A 23,390-nucleotide genomic window follows, 5' to 3' on the forward strand; every position below is an offset into this window, starting at 1 on the left:
CCCGCCCCCCCCGCGCCCGGGGCGCGCCCCGCCCGCACCCCCCCCGCGTCCGCGTCCGGCGGCCCGGGCGGGGGGGGGCCCCCCGCCCCGCCCCCCCCCCCCCCCCCCCCCACACACGTGTTCGGTCGGCCGTCGCGGCCGGTTCGTCCGACCCGGCGCTCGGCCGGGCGGAGCGCGCGGCGGCGGAAGCCGTTCGCCACCGATCGTGCGTGTCCGCCGACATGGTTCCGGCCGGGAACCTTGCGCCCGTAATGACCACTTGAGGCCGTCATATGTACGCAACCTGATCGAAACGGGGAAAGGTCAGGATGCAGGACAGGTAATGGAGGAGGTGTCGCGTGTTGTACCGACTGAGGGTGTCGCTGCCCGATCGGCCCGGATCGCTCGCGCGGGTCACGCAGTTGCTGGGTGCGGCGGGCGCCGACGTGATGCAGATGACCGTGCTCGAACAGCTCGGCGGCCGTGCGGTCGACGAGTTCACGCTCTCCTGGGATGGCGAGCGGGACATCGCCGCGCTGGTCGCGGCCATGCAGCGCTCCGTGGGGGTTCGCGTCGAGGGCTGCTGGGCGGCCGGCGAGGTGCCGGGATCCGCGCCGGAGCTGGACGTGCTGGGTCAGGTGGCGCGCGATCCGGGACGGGCGGTGGCCACCCTGATCGACGCGGCGCCCACGCTCTTCCACGCCGACTGGGCGGTCGCCACGCGCGGCGGACGGGGCCGGCAGTTGGTACACCAGAGTTGGCGGGCCCCGGAGGCGCCTGCGCTGCCCGCGCTCACCCCGATGCGGCCGCTGGCCTTCGCCTATGAGGGTGACGCGATCGGTCACGGCGCGGCGGCGCCGATCGGCGCGTCCTGGCTGACCCTGTACGTGGTCCGGCACGAGGGCCCCGCCTTCCACCGCACCGAACTCGAACGCCTGGGTCGCATCGTGGACGTCGCCCTGGGCGTGCTCGGCGAACGCGGCGCGGCGAAGGCCGCGGGCGGCACCGGGTAGGAGCCCGGTCGGGCGTGTCCCGTGCCGCCTGCATGCCCATGCCCGGCACCATGTCCGACGCCCCCTTCCGCGCCGCCCTCGCGGGTTTTGGGATGCCCGGGATGGGAACCATTCGCTGCTATTCGGCGTGTAACGATCGGAACAACTATGATTGTGTAATTGTGCGCGCACTTCGGGCATCGAGCCGAGCGCACATCGAGCGCGGGGGCCCGACGAAGGCGACGACGACGTGCAGGACAAGGATGGGACGTCCCCGGCGGCCGACGCCGTCCCGGGGGCGTCGGGCGGGGAGCCGGGGCCGGGAGGTCCGGGTCGGATAGAACGGCGCGTCCGGGATCGGCGGCGTCGTCGCCGTCGCATCCTCGCGTGGACCGCCGCGGGGCTCGTCACCGTACTGCTTGCCGCCGGGGGCTTCGGCTGGTGGTTGTACGACCGTCTCAACGGCAACATCCGCACCCAGGACTTCGCCGATCAGCTGACCGATCGACCGCCGCCCACCGGCGGGATGAACGTGCTGCTCGTGGGCTCCGACTCGCGCGCCGGCGACAACGCCGAGTACGGCCGGGACGAGGGCGGCACCCAGCGCTCGGACACCACGATCCTGCTGCACGTGCCGGAGGGGCGGAAGACCGCGATCGCGGTCAGCTTCCCGCGTGACCTGATGGTGAACGTGCCCGCCTGTCGGACCACGGCGGGCGGCACCCAGCGCGCCTACTTCGGCCAGTTCAACAGCGCGATGGAGGTCGGTGGCGTGCCGTGTGTGGCGGCCACCGTGGAACGGCTCACCGGCGCCCGCATCGACCACCAGATCACCGTCGACTTCACCGGCTTCAAGAAGGTCGTGGACGCGCTCGGCGGTGTGCCGATGCACATCGACCAGCCGATCGACGACAGGGCCGCACATCTGCAACTGCCCGCGGGCGACGTCAATCTCGACGGCGAGCAGGCGCTCGGCTTCGTGCGGGTGCGCAAGAGCATGGGCGACGGCAGCGACATCCAGCGCATCGCCCGTCAGCAGGAGTTCCTCAAGGCCCTGATCAAGAAGGTCCAGGACGAGAACCTGCTGACCAACCCGGCCAGGGCGTACAACGTGATGGATGCCGCCACCAAGGCGATCACCACCGACTCCGGGATCAACTCGCTGGTCAGCCTGTACGACTTCGCCAACGGCCTGCGCAGCATCCCGTTGGACCGGATCGAGTTCACCACCACACCGCTGGTCGACTACGCGCCGGATCCCAACCGGGTCGCGCTCAAGCAGCCCGACGGGGCTCAGTTGTTCACCCGGCTTCGCGACGGTGCGCCGGCGCCCATTCCGCCGGCGCCCGGAACTGCCGCGCCGGGTAGCACGAATCCGGGCACTGCGGGACGTTAACCGTCACCCGGCCGTGACCCCTGGTCGTTGAACTGTACGGTGCAGGGGTCCACCGACGACGCAGCGTCCGGGCCCTCGGGGCAGACCCGGTAATGGGGCCGCCCGCGACGCTTTACGGTGGACTCGCGAGGGTGCTGGGTGCGGACCGAGGGGCTGGTGGCAGGGGCGCCATGACGGGTCGGGTTCTTCAGGTGGTGCAGGGCACTCGTTGGCGACGGCGCGCGGGTGAGTACACCTCGATCGGGGCCGCGGTCGGTGCCGCGGCGGCGGGCGACTCGATCCTGGTCGCGCCCGGGACATACCGCGAGGACGTGTCGATCGCCGTCCCGGTGACGGTGGTCGGCTCGGACGGTCCAGGGACGGTGGTGCTGACCGCAGCCGACGGCGTCGCGCTGACGATCACGTCGGACGCGGCCGTGCACGGTCTGGTCGTCGAGGGCGGCGCCGGCGTGTTGTCGCCGGCCATCGTGATCGAGGGCTGCGCGCCGATACTGGAGGAGTGCGTGGTCCGCGCCGCCTCGGTGGTCGGCGTCGAACTGCGCGCGGGAGCCGACCCGATGGTGCGCCGCTGCCGGGTGAGCAACCCGCAGGGGGTGGGCATCGGGGTGACCGGCCGCTCGCGCGGCACCTTCGAGGACTGCGAGATCGGCGACACCGGTCGCGAGGGCTTCGACGTGCGCGAGGGCAGCGCGCCGATCCTGCGTCGCGGGCGGGTGCGCGACGCGTCCGGGCACGGGCTGCGATTCACCGGCCCGGGGACCACCGGCAGCGTGCAGGAGTGCGAGATCCACGACGGCTCCGACGCGGAGCCCGCGGTGTTCGTCGGCGACCAGGCCTCGCCGCACCTGACCGGCCTGCACATCCACGACGTGGGCGGCGGCGGCATCTGCGTCGCCGGCGGCGCCGCGCCGATCATCGCCGACTCGCGGATCGAGCGGGTCGGCTGGGCGGGCATCTCGGTCGGCGGGCAGGGCAGCGCCGGATCGCTCTCGCGTACCGAGATCACCTCGGTCAAGGGCACCGGCGTCCAAGCCGACGACCTGGCCACGTTCTCGCTCGACGACTGCACGATCCGTGATGCCGAGGGCAACGGCGTATCGGTCGACCGCGGCGCCAACCTGACCCTGGTCGGTTGTCGGCTGCGCGACATGGGCCGCAACGGCGTCGACGTGCACGGCCACTCCGAGGTCACCCTCAGCGGCTGCACGATCCGCAGCTTCGGCCGCAACGGCCTCTCCCTCGCCGACCACGGCGCCCGCGCGTCCGCGATCGACTGCGAGTTCCACGACTCCACGGGCGGCAAGCCGGCCGTGTGGGTGGCCGACGGTGCCGACGCCGCGCTGGGCGAGTGCCGCATCCACGACGTGCTGGACGGGGTCAAGGTGGCCGGCTCCGGCACCGGCCTGTCCATGCACGACTGCGAGATCCACGACGTGGACGAGACCGGCATCGGGATCGGCGCGGGCGCGGTGGTCTCGGTCAAGTCCTGCAAGGTCCGCAAGGCCACCACCGGAGTGTGGTTCATGGAGTCGGACTGCGGCGGCATCATCGCCGACTGCACGATCGAGGACACCACCGACGGCGTCTCGGTCACCGGCGCGGCCGGTCCCACCGTGCGCCGGGTCCGGGTGGACCGGGCGACCGGTGAGGGCATTCGCATCTCCGGCGGCGGGCGCGGCGACTTCGAGGACTGCGAGGTGCTCGGCGGGCGCGGCTACGGCGTCAACGTGCGCGAGGGCTGCCACCCGGTGTTCACCCGCTGCACCACGCGCGACAACGCCAAGGGCGGCTTCGAGTTCGCCGGCCCGGGCCCGGTGGCGGTCGAGTGCACGTCGCAGGGGGACGGGGCGAGCGGCGCCGAGACACCGGCCGCCGGCGGGATTCTGGGTACGCCGAGCCCGGTCGCGGCGGCCGGCGCGCAGCCGCAGGGCGTGGCCAGGCTCACCGCCACACTGCCGATCCCGGGCGCGCGCGACGGCGTGGCCGCCGACGAACACGTCGCCCAGACGTCCGGGCGCACCGTGGACGAATTGCTCGCCGAATTGGACGGCCTGGTCGGGCTGGCCGGCGTCAAGACCGAGGTGCGCAACCTGATCGACCTGATCTCGGTCGGCCGGCGGCGCGAGGAGGCCGGCCTCAAGGCGCCGACGCTGCGCCGGCACCTGGTCTTCACCGGTTCCCCGGGCACCGGCAAGACCACGGTGGCCCGGTTGTACGGCGAGATCGCGCAGGCGCTCGGCGTGTTGCGGATGGGCCACCTGGTCGAGGTCTCCCGGGTCGACCTGGTCGGCGAACACATCGGCTCGACCGCGCCGCGCACCAAGGAGGTCTTCGACCGGGCCCGCGGTGGCGTGCTGTTCATCGACGAGGCCTACAGCCTGGCTCCGCCGGATCCCTCGCGCGACTTCGGCCGGGAGGCGATCGACACGCTGGTGAAGATGATGGAGGACCACCGCGACGACGTCGTGGTGATCGTGGCCGGCTACACCGACGAGATGGAACGCTTCCTGGGCGCCAACCCCGGCTTCGGGTCCCGGTTCTCGCGCACCATCACCTTCCAGGACTACTCGGCCGACGAACTGGTCGAGATCACCCGCAAGCAGGTGAGCGAGCACGAGTACGTGCTCACCGACGACGCCTGCGACGCGCTGCTCGGCTACTTCCGCCGGCTTCCGCGCGGTGCCGCGTTCGGCAACGCGCGTGAGGCGCGACGTACGTTCGAGGCGATGATCGAGCGGCATGCGACCCGGTTGGCCCAACTGCCGGGCGCGGGCATGGAGGAGTTGCGCACGTTGCATCCGGAGGATCTCCCCGAGTTGCGGTGAATCGGCCCGCGTGGGCGGGGTAACGGCCGATGAGTGCGGTCGTCCCGCGCCGCAGGGGGATGGTGCGCAAGGTTGTGGATGGTTTGCGACGGCGAAGGAGCCTCACGTGCCGGTCATGGGCATCGACATCGGCGGGACCGGGATCAAGGGCGCGCCGGTGGACACCGACGCGGGACGGCTGACCCACGAGCGGGTGCGGCTGCTCACGCCCGAACCGTCCGAGCCGCAGGCGGTGATCGGTGTGGTCCGCGAGGTGCTGGAGCAGTTCGCCGACACCGACGGGCCGGTCGGCATCACCTTCCCGGGCGTGGTCCGGGACGGCATCGTGCGCACCGCGGCGAACGTGGACAAGTCGTGGATCGACCTGGACGCCGACGCGCTGTTCACCGCGACGCTGGGCCGACCGGTATCGATGGTCAACGACGCGGACGCGGCCGGGGTGGCCGAGATGCGCTTCGGCGCGGGCGCGGGGAAGCGCGGCACGGTGCTGATGCTGACCTTCGGCACCGGCATCGGCAGCGCGCTGTTCGTGGACGGCAGGCTGGTGCCCAACACCGAGCTGGGCCACCTGGAGCTGGGCGGCCACGAGGCCGAGCACCGGGCCTCGGCGGTGGTCCGGGAGACGCACGATCTGTCCTGGGAGAAGTGGGCCGGGCGGGTACAGGACTACCTGCGGCACGTGGAGATGCTCTTCTCCCCGTCGTTGATCATCATCGGCGGCGGGATCAGCAAGAAGCCGGAGAAGTTCCTGCCGTACATCAAGGTCCGCGCCGACCTGGTGCCCGCGAAGCTGCACAACGACGCGGGCATCGTGGGCGCGGCGATGCTGGTGACCGGCGACTGACGACCGACGCCGAGGCCTTGCGCGCCGACGCACTCAGAGTGGATCGCCGTGGGTCTGCTCGCCCGCCAGGAAGGTGGCGAGCACGTCGAGGTCGGTGATCGCGCTCGGCGCGACCGTGTACGGGTCGGCGGACAGCACCACCAGGTCGGCGTACTTGCCCGGGGTGATCGAGCCCGCGATGTCGTCGGCGAAGAGTTGGTAGGCCGCGTCCAGGGTCTGCGCGCGGATCGCCTGGGCCACCGTCAGCCGCTCCTCGGGGGCGAGCACCCTGCCCCGGCGCGAGCGTCGGGTGGTGGCGACGGTGATGTTGTGCAGCGGGTTCTCCGGCGTGCTGGGCGGGTCGTTGTGCAGCGAGATCCGCATGCCGGCGGCCACCGCGGACCCGGCCGCCGCCCAGCGGGCGCCGTACTTGGGGCCGAACAGCTCGTCGGTGAGCACCTCGCCCCAGAAGTAGACGTGGTCCATGAACACGCTCGCGGTCACCCCGAGGGCCGCCGCGCGGGTGAACTGGTCCGGGCGCATCGCGCCGACGTGCTCGATCCGCAGCCGGTGGTCCGGGCGCGGGTAGCGGGTGAGCACGCTCTCGTACACGTCCAGGATCATGTCGATGGCGAGGTCGCCGTGTGCGTGGCAGGCGAGTTGCCAGCCGTGCGGGAAGTACGCCTCGACCACTTCGGCGAGTTGGTCCCACGTGTAATTGGTGCTCGCGTGCGGGCGTTCGCCGCCGCCGAGTCGGTGGGTCAGCTCGGTGTCCAGGTACGGGAAGGACACCGCGATCGTGCCCGCCCAGGGCGAGCCGTCGACCCACACCTTGATGCCGTTCTGCCGGATCAGGTCGTCGCCGGCGTCGGGTCGGCCGGTGCTGCGCAGGGCGGCGGAGGCCGGTTCGTACAGGCGCAGTCGGGTGCTCGGCGCGGGCCTGCGGGCGGGGTCGAGCAGCGCGTCGCGCCACGGCGCCAGACAGGCCATCTCGCCGGCCATGGTCAGGCCGACGGCGCTCATCCGGGCCAGGGTGTCGGCCAGGCCGGGCGGCAGCACGTCGCGGCGGCCGGGGAGCGGTCCGGTGGGCGTGGTGATCTCGGCGATCGCCTCGATGCCGTAGGCCGAGCCGTCCGGCTCGCCGTGCGGGTCGCGCCCGTATCGGCCGCCGGGTGGGTCCGGGCTGTTCCGGTCGATGCCGTGTCGACGGCCGGATTCGCGGTTGTACCAGGCCAGATGTCCCGAGTGGTGCACCACCACCAGCGGGCGATCGGGGGCGAGTCGGTCCAGGAAGTCCTGGTCGGCGAGCGGCAGATCGGGAAACGAGAGCGGGTCCCAGCCGTACATCAGCTCGTGCCCGTTCGCGACGCCCGCCCGGATCGTGGCGAGCACGGCCTCGGCGGAGTCCATCGACGCGGCCCGGATGTCCGCGACGGATCCCTTGCCGAACAGCAGTGCCTCGGCCACCGCGTGGCCGTGCGCCTCGACGAATCCGGGGAGCACGCAGCGCTCGCCCAGCTCGACCACGCGGGTGGCGGGCCCGATCGGCATGTCGGCGGCGTCTCCGACGGCCAGGATGCGACCCGCGCCGATCGCCACGGCCTCGGCGCGGGGTCGGTCCTCGTCCACCGTGATCACGGTTCCGATCAGGACCAGGTCGGCGCTCGGGGTGTCCTGGGCCATGGTGCGGCTGCTCCTGTCGGGACTTTCGGAACTTTCGAGATCCCGGGCGATCCTGGGGATGTGTGGGATCTGCGGGATCTGCGTGGGCTCGGCCGTGGTCGGTGCGCCGGGGTCGTGGGCCCGATGGGGCGGGTGTGGTCTACGGGGCGGATGGTGCCACCGATCGGGTACCCGGTCGATCCCGGCGCGAAGCACGCAGTATGCCGCCCAGCAGCTCGGCGATGTTCCACGCGTCGTCGATGCCTCGGTGGTGGGTGCCCTCCAGCGGGAGGCCGGCGTGCTCCAGGGCGGCGGCCATGCCGAGTTCGCGGTCCAGGCCGTGCGCGAGCGAGTACAGCGACTTGGCGTTGAGGTGGCGGGTGCCGAACGGGTACGGGACGCCCTCGGCGGCGCACTGGCGCTCGAACTGCTGCCGGTCGTAGTCGCCCCAGCTCGCCCAGACGCGCTGGTGGGTCCTGAACTCGCCGCGCAGCAGGGCGCATGCGTCGGCGAAGGTGTGACCGGTCGCCACATCCGCCTGGGTCAGCGTGGTCAGCTCGGTGCAGAACGCGCCGACGGTGGAGTGGGTGGGGCGAACCAGGATGCCGTGCCGGTCGACGCGCTCACCGGTGGCGATGTCGAGGGTGGCGAGGCCGATCTCGATGATCTCGTTGCGTTGCCCCTCCGGGGTCGGGCCGTCCCAGCAGGTCGCCTCGACATCGATCACCAGCAGCAGGTCCATCAGTCGTTTTGCCATGCCGGTCAGCACAACACCTCGGTGGGCGTGCTACCACTGGTTTTGTTCTGACGGTACGTCAGATGTTTGGTCCACCCGTCCACGGAGGAGTTCGAAATGGGTACGCACAAGACATCACCCGAGACCGGCGTCGTGATCACCGGCGGTGCCTCGGGCATCGGGCGGGCCACCGCGCGGGCGCTGGCGGCGACCGGCCGACCCGTCGCGCTGTGGGACATCGCGGCGGGCCCGGTCGAGGAGGCGGCCAAGGAGATCGAGGCCGAGCACGGGGTGCCGGCGCTCGGTCTGGCCCTGGACGTCACCGACACCGAGGCCCATCCGGCCGCGATCCACGCCTCGGCCGAGGCGCTGGGCACGATCGGCGGCTTCGTGCACGCGGCGGGCATCGTCGACTCGACCCCGATCACCGAGGTCACCGCGGAGAACTGGGACCGCGTCCTGGACGTCAACCTGCGCTCGTTCGCGCTGCTGGTCCAGGCCCTGACCCCGCACCTGCGCGAACACGCCGGGTCCGCGATCGTCGGCATCGCCTCGCTGAACGCGATCGTCGGCAACGCGCTCAACCCGTCCTACTGCGCATCCAAGTCGGGCATGCTCGGCCTGAACCGCTCGATCGCCGCCAAGCTCGCCGAGTACCACATCCGCAGCAACGTGGTCTGCCCCGGCTACATCGAGACCCCGATGCTCGCCCGCTCCTTCGCCCGCCCCGGCACCCGGGAGCGGATGGAGAACAGCTCCCCGCTGCGCAGGCTGGGCCGCCCGGAGGAAATCGCCGGCGCGGTCCGCTTCCTCCTCAGCGACGAGGCCTCCTTCGTGACCGGCACCCACCTGATGGTCGACGGAGGCATGACGGAGACCGTCTGAGCTCACGTCTCCCGGCGGTCGCGGCGCCCCCTCAAGGCCCCACGACCGCCGGGAGGCGTAGCTCGGACGGGTGAGCCGAGGAGCGACGAGCCGACGCGGGCAGGTGGCGCTGCCAGAATTACGGTGAACCGGCGAGGGAGCCGACGTCCTCGGGAGTGCGCGCCGAGCCGGGCACTGTGACCATGCTGCCGGCGTTCGCGCCGATCGTGCTCGACCCGGGCACGTTGCTGCGGATGCGGTGACGGGGCGCCGATCAGGGTTCGGTTTCGGTCCGTCTACTTCGGGTGGAGTTCCACCATCGTGACCTCCGGGGGAGCGCCGATGCGGACCGGTGGGCCCCAGAAGCCGGCGCCTCTGGTGATGTAGAGCATCGTGTCGTCGACCCTGTGCAGGCCGGCGACGGCCGGCTGGTCGAGCTTGACCAGGAGTTGGACCGGGAACATCTGGCCGCCGTGGGTGTGGCCGGAGAGTTGTACGTCGACGTCGTACTTGGCGGCGTCGTCCACCTGGACCGGCTGGTGGGCGAGCAGCACCACCGGGCGGGACGGGTCGCGATTGCCCAGTGCCTTGGCGAAGTTCGGGCCGTCGTGGTGGGACTTGCCGGTGACATCGTTGACCCCGGCCAGGTCGAAGGCGGCGCCGCCCCGGGCGATCTCCAGCCGGTCGTTGGCCAGCGTGCGTACGTTCAACTCGGCGAGTTCGGCGACCCAGTCCGCCGCACCGGACATGTAGTCGTGGTTGCCGGTGACGAAGAAGCTGCCGTATCGGCTGGTCAGCCGGCGCAACGGTGCGGCGTCGCCGCCCAGTTGCCCGGCCGTGCCGTCGGCCAGGTCGCCGACGATGGCGACCAGGTCCGGATTGGTCCGGTTGATCGTCTCCACCACCCGCGTGGTGTGCGCGCGCCCGAGCAGCGGACCCAGGTGGATGTCGCCGACCACCGCGATCCGGAACCCGGCCAGGCGCGGATCCAGCCGCGCGACCGGTATGCGCACCCGCACCGTGCGCGGCGCGCCCAGAGCCTGGGTCATCCCGTAGCCGACGGTGCCCAGCGAGGTGCCCGCCGCCAACAGCGCGACCGACCGGCTCAGCACCAGGCGGCGATCCGGCCCCAGGGGCGTGCCGGAAGCGGCGGCCGGGGGCGCGGGGGCCGGTGGGGCGGGCTCCCCGCGGTCCGGATCCGGCCCGTCCGCGCCGACGGGCACCGCGACCGGCAGGTCGGCCGACGCCTGCTCGGCCGTCGCGCGCCGCCGCAGCGCCCGCAGCGCGAGCACCCGGGGCACCTCCAGCACCCCGAGCGCGAGCACCACGTACAACAGCAGGGCCATCCAGACGAAGCCCGGCCACGCGATCCACTCCGTGCCGCGCGGGCCGAACGCCTTGGGCAGGACCAGCGCACCCACCATCGACAGTCCGAGCGCGATCACCGCGCCCGCGCCGATCCGCCGCACGAGCCCCGACCGGGTGGTGTCGCGCACGAGCCGCCGCCACACGTAGAGGTGCACGCCGACCAGCAGCGCGAGCACGGCCACGGCCGCGACGATCACCAGGACAACGGTCAAGGCAGGACTCCCGGACGAATGGACGTTTCCCGGGAAGCGTGTCACGCCCGCGCCGGCACCGGCATCCGGCCCGCGGAGTATCCGAACCTGCTCCCGTGGGAGCAATGCTCACCCGGCCGGGCATCCGGCGAGGGCGCGGTGGCCGGGTCCCCGGTCGCGTACAAGCTCGCGGGTCTGCTCCGACGGCGGGTCCTATGCTCGGTGCCATGGTGCGTGTACGAACGTCGCTGGGCGGCCTGATCGGCGAGGAGTCGGACGGTGTTCGGATCTTTCGGGGGGTGCCCTTCGCCGCGCCGCCGCTGGGACCGGCCCGGTTTCGGCCGGCCGGGCCGCCCGCGGCCTGGGACGGGGATCGGGACGCCCGCGAGTTCGCCCGCGCGGCGCCGCAGCCGATGGGCCAGTACGGGGCCGCCCCGGTGGCCGTCGACGAGGACTGCCTGTACCTGAACATCCACGCGCCCGCCGAACCCGGCCCGCATCCGGTGCTCGTGTGGGTGCACGGCGGCGGATACACCGGCGGCGCGTCGTTCGAGGGCATCTACGACGGCAGCGGGTTCGCCCGGCGCGGCGTGGTGGTGGTCACGCTCGCCTACCGGCTCGGCGTACTGGGGCTGTTGCACCTGCGGCACCTGTTGGGCGACGAGTACGCCGCCTCCTCGGCCAATGCGCTCCTGGACGTGGTGCAAGGGCTGCGCTGGGTGCGCGAGCACATCGGCGCATTCGGCGGGGATCCCCGCCGGGTCACCCTCGGCGGGGTCTCGGCCGGGGCCAAGCTCACCGCCAACCTGCTCGCGCTGCCCGCCGCGCGCGGGCTCTTCCGGCGGGCGATCGTGCAGAGCGGCGGGGCGCAGACGTTGCGCAGCGTGCCCGAGGCCGAGCAGGCCACCGGTGACGTGCTGGCCGCGCTCGGGATCACCCCGGACCGGGCCGCGGAGCTGATCGAGGTGCCCGTGGCCGACCTGCTCGACGCACAGGCCGAGGCGATCGGGCGCGGCACGGCGCGGTTCGTGTTCCGGCCGGTGGTCGACCCGGCCGGGCCGCTGCCGGTGGCCCCGCTGCGGGCGATCCGGGGCGACGTGCCGATCCTGCTCGGGTCCAACCAGGACGAGGAGCAGATGTTCGTGGTCACGGAGGGCACGGACGCACGCGAGCCGGTACCCGCCGACCTGGCCAACCTGCGCCGTCCGGACGTGCTGGCCGACCTGGTGCGCACGTACGCAAAGCTCTACCCGGAGCTGAACGGACGCTCGCGGCGGATCCGGCTGCTCACCGCCGAGTCCTACGGGATACCGACCGTCCGGCTCGCCGAGGCGCAGCTCGCGGCCGGCGGCACGGCCTACATGTACCGCTTCCGCTGGGCGCCCAGGGCGCATCCGCAACGACTCGGGTCGCCGCACGCGATCGACATCCCGTTCGTGTTCGGCACGCTCGACACGCCACTCGGCCGCTGGCTGACCGGGGGTGTGCCGCCCGCGGCACGGGAGTTGTCCGACCGGATCCAGCAGGCGTGGGCCGCGTTCGTCCGGGGCGGGCCGCCGGTGGCCGACGGGCTGCCGGAGTGGCCCGAGTACGACCCGATCGAGCGGCACACGATGCTGCTCGACGTGCCGGCGACGGTGGCCGGGGATCCGGATCGGGAGGAGCGGCGGGTGTGGGACCACGCGATGTGAGCCCGGTCGGGACGGCCGCGCTCGCCGACCTGATGCCGTGGGGGACGAGCGGGATCGGCACGGGACGGACCTGGGTGTACGCGCCCGAACGGGAGACGCTGCGTCGGCGCTGGGCCCGGTTGGCCGCCGCCGAGGACCGGAACGCCCTTTTGCAGCCGACCCGTTCGCGGAACGAGACGTCCCGGCCCGCGCCGTTGCCCGGGTGTGACGCGCCGGCCGGGCCGCTGGCGCGTGAGGTCGGTGCGACGCCTCGGCTGGTGCGGGTCGCCCGGCGGCCGTTCGATCGGCAGTGGTTGGTCGCCGACCACCGTGTGGTGGACTTCGCCCGGCCCGAGTTGTGGCGGGTGCGCGGGGATCGGCAGGTCTACCTGACGCAACGTCAAGCGGGGGACCCCTGGCCGCTGTTGTGCAGTGCCCTGCTGCCGGATGCGGCCCACCACGGCGGTCGCGGCGGGCGGGTCGCGCCGCTGTATCGGGACCCGGCGGGCCGAGAGCCCAACCTGGCGCCCGGACTGGTCGAACTGCTCGCGGCCCGGCTCGCGGTCCCGGTCGCGGCCGAGGACCTGTTCGCCTGGATCGTGGCCGTGACGGTGGACCCGGCGCGGGTGCCGCTGACCGCCGACCCGCGACTGTGGGCGGCGGGCGTCGAGCTCGGCCGTCGACTGATCGCCCTGTACACGTTCGGCGCGCGGTTCGGCCGCCCCGGCGAGGGCAAACCCCGACTGCCGGGCGGCCGGCGCCCGTTCGTGCGCGAACCGGTGCCGGCCCGGCCGATCGGCGCGACCTACGACGAGGAGAGCCGTTCGCTGCTGCTGGGCACCGGCCGGATCGGGCCCGTCCCGCGCGAGGTGTGGGACCTGGGCATCCTCGAACCGTGGATCGCGGCCCGCACCGAGCCCCCGGGCGAGGGCCTGGAACGCATCCGCGAGCGCACCTGGTCGACCGATCTGACCAGCGAACTGATCGACCTGCTGCACGTGTTGGGCCTGCTCGCCGACCTGACCGAGGAGCAGACCACGCTCCGCACCCGGGCCGCCGAAGCCCCCACCCTCGACCCCTGCGCCCTGCTCCCGCCCGCCCCCGCGACCCGCCGCCCACCGACGGTCCTCGACATCACCGAGGAGGGCCCGGGCGGCCAGGCCGTCCTGGTCTGACCACCCGGCGCGTTCAGCGAGAGAAGATCGACGTGTCCAGGACTGCGTCGAAGGGGTCGGGCGCGGGAATGCGGCCACCGAAGGGGACGGTGTGCCGCTCCTGGTACTTGCCGTCCGAAGGGGATGCCAACCACTTTCCCGATATGTGACAAACCGGGAAGATGTTCCGTTGCGTGGGGGTGCCGGGCTCAGATCGGACGCGGGGTGTTCAGTTCCCTGGCGTTTTCGCCCATGATCATGGCTTTGGTGCGTTCGTCGAAGGGTTCGAGTTCGCTTTCGTAGTCCCTCGGGTCGGGGAGGCCCTCGATGTGCGGCCAGTCGGAGCCGAAGACGACGCGACCGGGGCCCATCAGGTCGACCACCTCGGTGAGGTCGTCCTCCCAGAACGGGTTGATCCAGACGTGTCGCCTGAAGGTCTCCACCGGGTCCTCGGGAAACAGACCGGGGATCTTGCGGCCGACCGAGCGCAGCTTGCGGAAGAGGTCGCCGAGGAACTCGGAGCCGTTCTCCACCGAGACGACGCGCACGTTCGGGAAGCGCTGGAACAGGCGATCCAGGATCAGCGACGCGAGGAAGTCGAAGATCGGCCGCTCCATCGTCCACAGCATGGTCACCGACGGACCGCCTCCCCCCTTGAAGTCGGTGCGCAGGCCCTGTTTGCGGCTGTATCCGTTGGCCGAGTAGCCGCTGTCGCCCGCGTGCACGATCACCGGCACGCCGGCCTCGTTCACCCGGGCCCAGAACGGGTCGAAGACCGGGTGCCCGGGCGGGTACGGGCCGTCCGCCGTGTTCGGCGCGGCCGGGCGCATGCACACGATCCGGGCGCCGCCCGCCAGCGCGCGATCCAGGTCGGCGAGGGCGGTCTGCGGGTCGGCGAGCGCGATGTAGGGCGCGGCGAAGATCCGGTCCCGGTAGGCGTACCCCCAGTCCTCCTCCAGCCAGCGGTTGAACGACGAGTACAACTGCCCGACCGCCGCCGGATCGTGCGCGAGCGCCGCCTCGTAGACCATCCCCAGCGTCGGGAACAGCCAGATCCCGTCCAGCCCCTGACTGTCCATCACCGCCAGCCGGGCGTCCCGGTCGCGGTATTCGGGGCGGATCGGCTCACGCTCGCGCAGGTACTCCAGCGGGTTGCGCCCGGAGGGGTTGCCCCGGAAGTACTCGGCCATCGCGCCGGCCTTGGCGATCGGGTCGAAGGTCGGGTTGACCACGGCGTGGTTCACCGTGCCGCCGATCACGTGGTACTTGCGGCCGTTGATCTCGCACCACTGGATGACCTGCTCGCCCAGCCTCGGATCCAGGTGTCGGGTGAAGGCGTCGATGGCCTCGTAGTAGTGGTTGTCGGCGTCGAAGACGCGCATGGCGAAGACCCCCTCGGAGCGGCACGAATCCGGACGCGGTCCGGACGCGGTTCCGGATCGGGGTTCGGCTCCGGCTCCGGTCCCGGTGTCCCGGGATTGTCGCTCGAATCGTGACGCCGGTACAAGGTAAGGAAGGCTGTCTTTTTTGGGATGTCGATCAGTTCGCCGTCCGGTGGTCCCGTGCGGTTGGGCACCGAACGTGCACCGGGCCGCCGGGGACCGTCGCGTGGTCCGCCCGGCGGGCACGTGTTCGGCCAACCACGTACGCGGCGCGTGCTCGATCCGGGCCCGGGCGGTCCGCGCGTCACCCGGGGCCCGGTGGGGTGCGCGCCGCGCGCCCGAAGTTCGGCCCCGGCAAGATGATTGCCGTCGAGCGCGGCCACGCAGCGAGTTTCCCGAACGGGTGATCGGTGGCTTCGCGCCACGGGTGGCCACGGGTCGTCGGCCGCCGACGCACGCCGGTGTCGCGGTGCGGGACTTCCCGTGTGGGTGAGGGCTGCTGGGCCGAACGAGGGAACGGTTCGCGCGGCGAGCGTCGGGGACGGGCCGGGCGACCTAGCGTGGTTGGGTGAGCAGACACGGAAACCGTCGGGCGGCGTCGTTGGTGGTCGCGCTCGGCGTGACCGTGCTCGGCGCGGTCGCGGTTCCGGTCGGTGCCGCGGTGCCGCTCACCGGATCCTCGCCCGCGGTCGGCCGCAGTTCGGCCGAGGCGCTTCGCCGGCCGATCCCGCCCCCGTTGCCGTCGCTGCCACCGTTGCCGTCGAGCCGGCCGTTCCGGCCGGGCGTGCGGCTGCCCGGGATGGACGCGATCCCCGCGGAGCCCTGTCCCGACCCGAGGTTTTCGAGCGCGACGGATCCGGACGAGGCGGACTTCACCTCGCTCCTGCGCGACCACACCCGCACCCTCGGCGGCGCTCCGAGCCGGCCGGACTGCCCCGGCCTGCCGGATGCCGCCCGCAGCGCCGAGCCGGGCGCCGCGCCGGCGGTGTCGCCCGGCGCCCCGACCCGGCCCGAGGCCGATCGGGTCGGAGCCGGACCGCATCGACGGCGGGCGGACGGTCGCGCGCCGTCGGTCCCCGGCAAGCTCCCGCGTCGGCCAGGCTCTCCCGGCCCGCGCGACGCCGTGGCCAAGGACCGCGGCGCCGCCGCCAAGCGGGCGGTCCACGACGGGCCCGCCGTGATCGCCCGCCGAGCCATCACCGACCACGTCGCGAACACCGGCTCGGCCCCGCTGCTGCCGCTGAGCCTGGCGGCGGGTGCCCTACTGCTCGTCGGCGGCCTGACCCTCGCCGCCGGCCGCCGCGACCGCCGCTGAGGCGAGCGCTCGCCGCTCCCGAGCGCACGGCCCCCGCCCGTCGGGTTGCGCGGCGAAGCAGCTCGTGTGTCCCGCCGCTCACCGTGCCTCGCGGCGCCGCGTCCCGCCCCGTCCGGCCGCGACCCGCCCCGCTCGCGCGCCCCTACCGCTCCAGGCACTCCCGTACCGCGTCGATCAGGCCGAGCGCCCGTACGTCCGTATGTAGGGGGGACTGGCCGTTCGCCACGTATGCGAAGGCCAGCCCCGATGCCGGGTCGGCGAAGGCCAACGGGCCGCCGCTGCCCGGGTGGCCGAATGCGGCGGAGTCGGTGGAGACGGCGAAGAACGCGGTCTCCGGCTTCATGAACCCGAGGCTGAACGCGGTGTGTTCGCCCAGGATCCGATCCGGACCCTCGACCACCGTGCGGGTCACCTCGGTGACGGTCGCGGGCGAGAGCAGTCGCACACCGTCCAGCGTGCCGCCCCCGGCGAGCATCGCGTACACCCGGGCCAGCGCCCGGGCGTTGGTGACACCGAGCCCGGAGGGCACCTCCCACGCGAGTACGTCCGGGTCGTGATCCGCGCCGGGAGCGGCGAGTTCGGGCAGCGCGAGCATCGCCCGTCCGAGGTCGGAGTCGAGGTCGAGCAGCGCGGGATCCGTCGGTGCGAGAGTGGTCAGGTGCGCGAGCCTGGGCACCACGGTCGCGGGCAGGCCGATGTGCGCGTCCACGCCGAGCGGTCCGGCCACCTCCTCGGCCAGGAACGTGCCCACCGTGCGACCGTCCACCCGGCGGATCAGCTCGCTCGCGTAGAAGCCCCAGGTCACCGCGTGATAGCCGTGCGCCGAACCGGGTTCCCAGGCGGGTCGCTGGGCGGCCAACGCATCCGCCAGCGCGTCCGGAACGGCCACCTGGGCGAGTGTGATCGGCTCATCCAGGAACGGCAACCCGGCCTGATGCGAGAGCAGTTGGGCCACCGTCACGTCGCGCTTGCCGGCCGCCGCGAACTCCGGCCAGTAGCGGCACACCGGCAACGCGGGATCGAGCAGCCCCCGGTCGATCAGCACCGCCAGGCAGGTCGCCACCAGGCCCTTGGTGACCGACCAGACCACCTGTACGGTGTCCGGCTCCCAACTGCGCCCCGCGTCCGGTTCGGCCAATCCGCCCCACAGGTCCACCACGGGCGCCCCGTGCAGGTGGACCGCCAGCGCGGCGCCCACCTCGCCGCGGAGTGCGAAGTTCTCCTCGAACGCGGCCTGTACGGGCGCGAATCCGGGCGCGACGAAACCGTCGACGTGCATCGTGTGGTCCTTTCGCGAGCGCTCGAAGTACCCCACCCCCGCCGGCGTGGCCGGCGGCCTTCGCCTCGTCAGTTGCGGGGGGTGACGCCTTCCAGTACGAGCGCCGTGAATTGGGCTTCCAATTCGGGCAGAGTGCGGTCGACGCCGGACTTCCAGCCGGCGGTCAGCCACAGCGGATAGGCGAGATAGCGGTAGACCAGCTCCGGGTCCAGATCGGCGCGGAACTCCCCGGACTCGATCCCCTCCCGGAGGGTGTTCAGCCACAGGTCGCGGACGCGCATACCGTCCATCGCCAGATGCGCGAAGCGCGGCAGCGTGGCCAGGTACGCGTAGTCCCGGACGTACATCGTCGCCGCGTCGGGGTGGTGCTCGATGGTGCGGAACGCGGCATGCACGAGCCCGCGCAGCCGGTCGCTCGACGTCTGCGCATCGGCGAACGCCTCGTCGTACCAGGTGGACAGGTCGCGCATCGCGGCGGTGAGGATCTCGTCGACCAAGTCCTCTTTGGAACCGAACCAGTGATAGATGCTGCCCGCGAGGATGCCCGACGCGTCGGCGATCTCACGGACCGTCGACGCGACAACGCCCTTGCGGGCGAACAGCGTTGCGGCCTCGGACAGGATCACCTCCCGGCGCGGAAGTGCTTCGGGTTCCGTCTTCCTGCGTGCCATGAGCGCCCGTTCTCGGTCCGGCGGGTGGATGAGGCTGCCTTGGTGCTGTGCAGCCTAACCGCAGGTGGAGCGGTTGCCGTTGATCTGTGGGGGATTGCCTTCAGGGAGAGCCTAAGGAAGAACCTGACTGCCTATCTAACATTTGTTAGATTGTGCTGAACCTTCTACGCCAGTTCCCGAAGCGCTGTCAAGTCCCTTGCCGGCGCAGGGGGTTGCGGTCTAGCTTGAGCCGCATCCGGGACTCCGTGGGGGATGGCCGGGCGGGGAGACGACGCGAGAGGCGTTGGCTCCCATGGCTCGTTGGACGACACACACGGCGCATGCCGTGGGCACGACATGCACCGCGAGAGCAGGGCGAACCAGTCGGCGACCCGTCGGGGGCGATCCCCGTACGGGCGGCTCGATCCGGTCCGCCCGCACCGCGCCGTCGATCGGCGCCCGCTGCAGCGCATCGGCCGAACTCCCGGCGTCCGCACCCGGCGTGTCCTGAATCATGGCCCGCCTCGTCGCGCCGCTTGCCGCCGTCGCCCACCCGGCGATCGGCTGCCCGGTCACCGGTCCGGGGGAACTCCCGTGGACCGGCCGCCGGTTGCGTGACACCCCGGGGATGTTGACGCGTCCGGTTCCGATTCCCGTGTTCGTGGTGCGCCCGCAGGGGCTGTTCCCGACTCGGGCGACCGGATCGGGCGGTACGAGATGAACCAAATCGGTACAGAAATCGTGTCGTGGCCGGGAGGTGACGCCGGGTCAGGAGGGGAGTCGGCGTCCGACCGGGGCGCGGGGGCCGCCCCGGATACATCCGGGTCGTGGTCGGACGGGGCGGGGGAGCCCTGTTCGCCCATCGATCCGGCTTCCGGTTCGGCCCCCGATACGGGTGGTGCGCGGGCGGGGGGTGACGCCGTGTCAGGTATGGCGTCCGGTCCCGCGCGCCGCCCGGGGGAAGGGTCCGAGGCCGGGGCGCGCCCGCATGCGCGCCCCGGCTCGGGGCCCGGACGGCCGTGCGGTCGGCGGCCCGAGGCAAGGCTCGCCGCGGCTGCTGTCGCGGCGGCGTACGCGGAACCGCTCGGGGAAGCGGTGTCCGCAGGTTCGAGCGACCCGGCCACGCGTGCGCGAACGGCCGTCGTGCACGCGCGCGAGCCGGGTCATTCGAAGGAGGGCGACCATGCCTGACCCGGTGCGGCTGTACGCGTCCGGACCCGAACCGATCCCGGCCACCGCTTCCGATCAGGTCCGCCAACCCGTCCTGCGGGCCCGGGACATCCGGGTGGACTTCGCCGGGGTCCGCGCCGTGGACGAGGTGTCCGTGCGGGTGGATCGCGGCGAGGCGGTCGGCGTGATCGGCCCGCACGGCAGCGGCAAGACCACCCTGCTGAACGCGATCACCGGAGTGGTGCCGGCCACCGGCGACCTGTTCGTGGCCGGGCTGCCGGTCCGCCTGGGCAGCCCCGAACGCTCGCGCCGGGCCGGCCTGGTCCGGATGTTCCAGACGCCGCAACCGGTTCGTGCGCTCTCCGGCGCGGACAACGTGGTGCTCGCCGGCTCGGACATCCGGCATCGAGGGCTGCTCGCGGCCTGGTTGTCCCGCCCGCTGATGGCGCGGGTCGAGCGGGAGCGGCAGTTCGGTACCCGGGTCACCCCGGATCGGGCCGGCGCGCGGGGTCGATCCGAACGCGGCGCGGACGTACTGACCTACGGCGAACGGCGGTTGCTGGACATCGCGCGCGGGATGGTGGCGGTGCCTCGGGTGCTGATCCTGGACGAGCCGAGCGCCGGGTTGAACGAGCGCGAGACGGACGCCCTGCTGCTGCTTCTGCGCGGCGTCGCGGCGGACGGTGTGGGGCTGTTGGTGGTGGACCACAAGATCGACTTCGTCGACGCATTGTGCGATCGGGTCACCGTGTTGGAATCCGGCCGCGTGGTTGCGGAGGGCACGCCGGCCGAGGTGCGGCGGGACCGCCGCGCCGTGGACGCATGTTCCGGGGGAGTACGCGATGCCTGAGATCGAAATGCCACACGTCGACGTCGACCACGTCACCGAAATCGCCGGGATCGGCAGGATCCCGGAGCAGCGGGTGGGCACACCGGACCCGGCCGAGGGCCGCCGGATCGGCGCGCTCGCCGAGACCGCCGCGACCGGTGCGGCCCGGGAGCGGCGGGCCGGCACACCGGAGCCGATCGAAGGCGCCCGGTCCGCAGTCGACGGGCTGCCCGGCGACCTCGGCGCCCTGCCGTACGAACCCGACGCCCCGCGCACCCAGACGCGACTCGTGGTCGCGGTCGGCGCGAAGCCGGGCGGACCCGAGCCGCGCGCCGCGCACGGGATCGGTCGGGCACGGCGCTGGATCCGGCTGCGTCGGTCGTAGCGGCGCCGGGCGGAACATCGAAGACCCGCCGCACGGCCTCGAAGACCCGCCCTACAGACCCGGCGCGCCCGGCGGGTACTTGATCGCGTTCTTGACCATCTTGTCCCGCAGCGCCTGCGCCGGGTCGATGCCGAGTCGGTCCGCGAGCCCGAGCAGGTAGGCCAGTACGTCCGCGATCTCCTCCCGGACGTGCTCGCCGCGCGCCGGGTCCGACATCACGTCGGCGGCCTGCTCCGGGGTCAGCCACTGGAAGATCTCCACCAACTCCGCCGCCTCCACGCTCAGCGCCATCACCAGGTTCTTCGGCGTGTGGAAGGGCTGCCAGTGCCGCTCCGCGGAGAACGCGACGAGCGCGGCGGTCAGGTCGGCGAGGTCGGAACGGGCCGGGGGAGTGGTGTCCATCCCCCATGCCTACCGCATCCGACGCGCCCGGCGCGCACCGGTCGTGTCACCCCGACGAGAGAGAATGACCGTGGACGCGTCCGGTCGATCCGGCGGGTCCGAAAGCCGTCGTCCGCTCTGGAAGGTTCGCATGAGGGTCGCCACCTGGAACATCAACTCGATCGGGGCCCGGCTGCCCAAGCTCCTCGAGTGGCTGGAGCGGGCCGCGCCCGACGTGGTGTGCCTACAGGAGCTCAAGTCCACCCCCGAGGCATACCCGACCAAGGAGCTTCAGGAGATCGGCTACGAGTCGGCCGTCAACGCCGGCGGGCGCTGGAACGGCGTCGCGGTGTTGTCCAAGGTCGGCCTCGCGGACGTCACCCTCGGCCTGGAGGCGGGGCCGGGCTTCCCGGAGGTCGACGGGCCGCACGAGGCCCGGGCGGTCTCCGCGACCTGCGGCGGCGTGCGCGTGTGGTCGGTCTACGTGCCCAACGGTCGCGAGGTGGACAACCCGCACTACGCCTACAAGCTGAAGTGGCTGACCGCGCTGCGCGCCGCGGTCGCCGCGGATGCGGCGGGCCCGCGACCCTTCGCCGTGCTCGGCGACTTCAACGTCGCGCCCACCGACCGGGACGTGTGGGACATCTCGCTGTTCGGCGAGAACTCCACGCACGTGACGCAGGCCGAGCGGGACGCGGTCACCGCGCTGGAGGGGGTCGGGCTGCGCGAGGTGATGCCCCGGGCGCTCAAGTACGACGTCCCGTTCACCTACTGGGACTACCGCGAACTGGGCTTCCCGAAGAACAAGGGCATGCGGATCGACCTGGTCTACGGCAACACGCCGTTCACGACCTCGGTCACCGACGCGTACGTCGACCGCGAGGCCCGCAAGGGCAAGGGCACCAGCGACCACGCGCCGGTCGTGGTGGACCTGGACGTCTAGGCCGGCCTGGGGCCTCGCCCGCTCTCGGAGGCCGTCGGCCGGCTCCGAGAGCGGGTGCGTTCGGGCGCGTTGCGCCGCGGGTCGGGCGCACGTCGGGTCGGGCGGGCTACAGATACAACCCCTCGCCGCCGTGTTGCGGTCGTTCGACCTCCACCGGTGCCGCGCCGTTGCGCAGCGCGTACAGCTCGGCGAGGGTGGCCTGGGTGCCGATGCCGTCGGCCGTGCCGAGCCACTCGCGCGCCTCGGCGAAGTCCAGCGGGCCGACGTCGATCTGGGCCAGGCACCGACCCGGGCGGACCACCGCCGGATGCAACCGGCCGAGGTTCTCGTTGGTGGTGATCGCGACCATCACGTTGCGGCCCTGCCCGAGCAGCCCGTCGGTCAGGTTCAACAACCGGGACAACGCCTGACCGGCCGAGCGCTTGGCCTCGCCCCGGATCAGTTCGTCGCAGTCCTCCAGGACCAGCAGCCGCCACCGCTGCTTCTTGGACTTGTCGTGCGACTCCTCGTCCTCGTCGCCGCGCCCGATCGCGACGTCCATCAGATAGCCGGTGTCGCCGAACAGCGCCTCCGGGTCGAGCACGCAGTCCATCCGGCACCAGTCCTGCCACGAGCGGGCCAGCGCGCGCAGCGCCGTGGTCTTGCCGGTGCCGGGCGGGCCGTGCAGCAGGATCAGCCGGCCGGACACGTCGTCCGGGGTGACCTTCATCAGCCGATCGAAGGCGCCGGCGGTCGGCGCGGTGTAGTTGCGGCGGATGTCCTCCCACGGCGCGGCGGTGATCGCCCTGGTGGTGCGGTACGGCCCGCGCCGGGCGGAGAAGTACCAGAAGCCCATCGCGACGGCCTCGTCCTTGGGCGGCGGATCGGCCACCGCACCCTTGACCGCCTTCTTCAGCACCGCGCGGCCGACCTTCTCGTCGACGGCGGTCACGGTCACCTCGCCGCCGCCGCTGCGCCAGCGGACCGAGCGCAGGGTCCAGCCGTCGCCGACGGCGAGTTGGGAGGAGCGGTCGTCCTCCTCGACGGCGCGCACCACCTTGGCACCGCGGGGCACGAGTCGGGCGCCGGGTTTGACCCGGTCCAGGCGGGTGGTCCGGGCCCACGGCTGGGCGCCGGTCAGGAAGGCGGCGAGAGCGAGTCCGTCCACGGCGTCGTACGGGGTGTCCGCGTCATCGAGCCCGAACACGAAGGGCAGCAGCGTTGAGGGGTCGTCACCGGCTGAACTCGGCGCCCCATCCGCTGGGCGGGGCGTCTGGCGAGGCATCGACATGATTTCGATGATCCGGTGCCCCGGGCCGTCCGTACAGGGGTTTTCGGGTAGCGGTTTCCCGGCCCGACCGGTGCCGGCCGGCGACATACGGTGACGGTTCCGGGTCGCCGCGCGGAGGCGGGCGCC

The 23,390-nt window shown here is 72.6% G+C and carries 19 protein-coding genes; 11 read left to right on the forward strand and 8 right to left on the reverse strand.

The features are described 5' to 3' along the window. The first annotated feature begins 338 nt into the window (after positions 1–338). The 4 genes from ACIBM5_RS04060 to ppgK all read left to right on the forward strand — a co-directional run bounded on the left by ACIBM5_RS04060 (position 339) and on the right by ppgK (position 6,036). Complete coding sequence (locus ACIBM5_RS04060; RefSeq protein WP_396005232.1) at positions 339–992, forward strand: ACT domain-containing protein; 654 nt, start codon at positions 339–341, stop codon at positions 990–992. A 229-nt stretch (positions 993–1,221) separates the two neighbouring features. Beyond that, on the forward strand, positions 1,222–2,367 hold the full coding sequence (locus tag ACIBM5_RS04065; protein ID WP_396005233.1) for an LCP family protein: 1,146 nt from the start codon (positions 1,222–1,224) through the stop codon (positions 2,365–2,367). Between the two features lie 170 nt (positions 2,368–2,537). After that, positions 2,538–5,192 carry a right-handed parallel beta-helix repeat-containing protein gene (locus ACIBM5_RS04070; RefSeq protein ID WP_396005234.1) on the forward strand — a complete coding sequence of 885 codons (2,655 nt, stop codon included), beginning with the start codon at positions 2,538–2,540 and terminating at the stop codon, positions 5,190–5,192. Positions 5,193–5,298: 106 nt separating this feature from the next. Further along, complete coding sequence (ppgK, locus tag ACIBM5_RS04075) at positions 5,299–6,036, forward strand: polyphosphate--glucose phosphotransferase (RefSeq protein WP_396005236.1); 738 nt, start codon at positions 5,299–5,301, stop codon at positions 6,034–6,036. A 33-nt stretch (positions 6,037–6,069) separates the two neighbouring features. Here ppgK and ACIBM5_RS04080 read toward each other — a convergent pair whose 3' ends face one another. Both ACIBM5_RS04080 and ACIBM5_RS04085 read right to left on the reverse strand, forming a co-directional pair. After that, positions 6,070–7,698: an amidohydrolase gene (locus tag ACIBM5_RS04080; RefSeq protein ID WP_396005237.1), complete on the reverse strand. Its 1,629-nt coding sequence runs from the start codon at positions 7,696–7,698 to the stop codon at positions 6,070–6,072. A 139-nt stretch (positions 7,699–7,837) separates the two neighbouring features. Continuing rightward, positions 7,838–8,434 carry an exonuclease domain-containing protein gene (locus tag ACIBM5_RS04085; RefSeq protein WP_396005239.1) on the reverse strand — a complete coding sequence of 199 codons (597 nt, stop codon included), beginning with the start codon at positions 8,432–8,434 and terminating at the stop codon, positions 7,838–7,840. 96 nt (positions 8,435–8,530) lie between these two features. Between ACIBM5_RS04085 and ACIBM5_RS04090 the strand changes: the two genes are divergently transcribed. Continuing rightward, positions 8,531–9,298, forward strand: coding sequence for an SDR family NAD(P)-dependent oxidoreductase (locus ACIBM5_RS04090; RefSeq protein ID WP_391582975.1), 768 nt, complete (start codon positions 8,531–8,533; stop codon positions 9,296–9,298). A gap of 275 nt (positions 9,299–9,573) precedes the next feature. On the opposite strand, the gene ACIBM5_RS04095 is transcribed toward ACIBM5_RS04090, so the two are convergent. Beyond that, positions 9,574–10,857: a metallophosphoesterase gene (locus ACIBM5_RS04095; RefSeq protein WP_396005241.1), complete on the reverse strand. Its 1,284-nt coding sequence runs from the start codon at positions 10,855–10,857 to the stop codon at positions 9,574–9,576. A gap of 206 nt (positions 10,858–11,063) precedes the next feature. On the opposite strand from ACIBM5_RS04095, the gene ACIBM5_RS04100 reads away from it, so the two are divergent. Both ACIBM5_RS04100 and ACIBM5_RS04105 read left to right on the forward strand, forming a co-directional pair. Then, on the forward strand, positions 11,064–12,527 hold the full coding sequence (locus ACIBM5_RS04100) for a carboxylesterase/lipase family protein (protein ID WP_396005242.1): 1,464 nt from the start codon (positions 11,064–11,066) through the stop codon (positions 12,525–12,527). Further along, positions 12,509–13,681 (forward strand): type ISP restriction/modification enzyme, encoded by a 1,173-nt coding sequence (locus ACIBM5_RS04105; RefSeq protein ID WP_396005244.1) that lies wholly within the window; start codon positions 12,509–12,511, stop codon positions 13,679–13,681. Before ACIBM5_RS04100 ends, ACIBM5_RS04105 begins: the two co-directional genes overlap by 19 nt. Before the next feature lie 188 nt (positions 13,682–13,869). Here the strand turns inward: ACIBM5_RS04105 and ACIBM5_RS04110 are convergent, their stop codons facing one another. Then, complete coding sequence (locus ACIBM5_RS04110) at positions 13,870–15,042, reverse strand: amidohydrolase family protein (protein ID WP_396005246.1); 1,173 nt, start codon at positions 15,040–15,042, stop codon at positions 13,870–13,872. A 568-nt stretch (positions 15,043–15,610) separates the two neighbouring features. Between ACIBM5_RS04110 and ACIBM5_RS04115 the strand changes: the two genes are divergently transcribed. Continuing rightward, entirely contained in the window at positions 15,611–16,357 is a 747-nt protein-coding gene (locus ACIBM5_RS04115) for a hypothetical protein (RefSeq protein ID WP_396005247.1), read from the forward strand. A gap of 142 nt (positions 16,358–16,499) precedes the next feature. Here ACIBM5_RS04115 and ACIBM5_RS04120 read toward each other — a convergent pair whose 3' ends face one another. After that, entirely contained in the window at positions 16,500–17,636 is a 1,137-nt protein-coding gene (locus ACIBM5_RS04120; RefSeq protein ID WP_396005249.1) for a serine hydrolase domain-containing protein, read from the reverse strand. 68 nt (positions 17,637–17,704) lie between these two features. Then, positions 17,705–18,307: a TetR/AcrR family transcriptional regulator gene (locus tag ACIBM5_RS04125; protein WP_391582966.1), complete on the reverse strand. Its 603-nt coding sequence runs from the start codon at positions 18,305–18,307 to the stop codon at positions 17,705–17,707. Positions 18,308–19,469: 1,162 nt separating this feature from the next. Here ACIBM5_RS04125 and ACIBM5_RS04130 point away from each other — a divergent pair. Together ACIBM5_RS04130 and ACIBM5_RS04135 are read left to right on the forward strand one after the other, a co-directional pair. Next, positions 19,470–20,306, forward strand: a complete 837-nt coding sequence (locus tag ACIBM5_RS04130) for an ABC transporter ATP-binding protein (RefSeq protein WP_391582965.1) — start codon at positions 19,470–19,472, stop codon at positions 20,304–20,306. After that, on the forward strand, positions 20,299–20,670 hold the full coding sequence (locus ACIBM5_RS04135; RefSeq protein WP_396005252.1) for a hypothetical protein: 372 nt from the start codon (positions 20,299–20,301) through the stop codon (positions 20,668–20,670). Before ACIBM5_RS04130 ends, ACIBM5_RS04135 begins: the two co-directional genes overlap by 8 nt. 51 nt (positions 20,671–20,721) lie before the next feature. On the opposite strand, the gene ACIBM5_RS04140 is transcribed toward ACIBM5_RS04135, so the two are convergent. Continuing rightward, positions 20,722–21,072, reverse strand: a complete 351-nt coding sequence (locus ACIBM5_RS04140; RefSeq protein ID WP_391582963.1) for a nucleotide pyrophosphohydrolase — start codon at positions 21,070–21,072, stop codon at positions 20,722–20,724. Between the two features lie 130 nt (positions 21,073–21,202). Here ACIBM5_RS04140 and ACIBM5_RS04145 point away from each other — a divergent pair, with 130 nt between their 5' ends. Further along, positions 21,203–21,994 carry an exodeoxyribonuclease III gene (locus ACIBM5_RS04145; protein WP_391582962.1) on the forward strand — a complete coding sequence of 264 codons (792 nt, stop codon included), beginning with the start codon at positions 21,203–21,205 and terminating at the stop codon, positions 21,992–21,994. Positions 21,995–22,100: 106 nt separating this feature from the next. Here the strand turns inward: ACIBM5_RS04145 and ACIBM5_RS04150 are convergent, their stop codons facing one another. Further along, the gene (locus ACIBM5_RS04150; protein WP_396005727.1) at positions 22,101–23,258 is read right to left on the reverse strand and encodes a DUF5925 domain-containing protein; all 1,158 of its coding nucleotides are present in this window, start codon (positions 23,256–23,258) and stop codon (positions 22,101–22,103) included. Positions 23,259–23,390 lie beyond the last annotated feature (132 nt).

Origin of the sequence: Embleya sp. NPDC050493, assembly GCF_044458105.1 — a bacterium.
GTDB lineage: Bacteria > Actinomycetota > Actinomycetes > Streptomycetales > Streptomycetaceae > Embleya.

Excerpts from the sequence above, each read along its gene's own strand:
- ACIBM5_RS04100 (WP_396005242.1), top strand. The coding sequence starts at position 11,064 with ATGGTGCGTGTACGAACGTCGCTGGGCGGCCTGATCGGCGAGGAGTCG.
- ACIBM5_RS04135 (WP_396005252.1), top strand. The coding sequence starts at position 20,299 with ATGCCTGAGATCGAAATGCCACACGTCGACGTCGACCACGTCACCGAA.
- ACIBM5_RS04070 (WP_396005234.1), top strand. The coding sequence starts at position 2,538 with ATGACGGGTCGGGTTCTTCAGGTGGTGCAGGGCACTCGTTGGCGACGG.
- ACIBM5_RS04120 (WP_396005249.1), bottom strand. The coding sequence starts at position 17,636 with ATGCACGTCGACGGTTTCGTCGCGCCCGGATTCGCGCCCGTACAGGCC.
- ACIBM5_RS04090 (WP_391582975.1), top strand. The coding sequence starts at position 8,531 with ATGGGTACGCACAAGACATCACCCGAGACCGGCGTCGTGATCACCGGC.
- ACIBM5_RS04085 (WP_396005239.1), bottom strand. The coding sequence starts at position 8,434 with ATGGCAAAACGACTGATGGACCTGCTGCTGGTGATCGATGTCGAGGCG.
- ACIBM5_RS04080 (WP_396005237.1), bottom strand. The coding sequence starts at position 7,698 with ATGGCCCAGGACACCCCGAGCGCCGACCTGGTCCTGATCGGAACCGTG.
- ACIBM5_RS04140 (WP_391582963.1), bottom strand. The coding sequence starts at position 21,072 with ATGGACACCACTCCCCCGGCCCGTTCCGACCTCGCCGACCTGACCGCC.
- ACIBM5_RS04130 (WP_391582965.1), top strand. The coding sequence starts at position 19,470 with ATGCCTGACCCGGTGCGGCTGTACGCGTCCGGACCCGAACCGATCCCG.
- ACIBM5_RS04110 (WP_396005246.1), bottom strand. The coding sequence starts at position 15,042 with ATGCGCGTCTTCGACGCCGACAACCACTACTACGAGGCCATCGACGCC.
- ACIBM5_RS04150 (WP_396005727.1), bottom strand. The coding sequence starts at position 23,258 with ATGCCTCGCCAGACGCCCCGCCCAGCGGATGGGGCGCCGAGTTCAGCC.
- ACIBM5_RS04145 (WP_391582962.1), top strand. The coding sequence starts at position 21,203 with ATGAGGGTCGCCACCTGGAACATCAACTCGATCGGGGCCCGGCTGCCC.
- ACIBM5_RS04125 (WP_391582966.1), bottom strand. The coding sequence starts at position 18,307 with ATGGCACGCAGGAAGACGGAACCCGAAGCACTTCCGCGCCGGGAGGTG.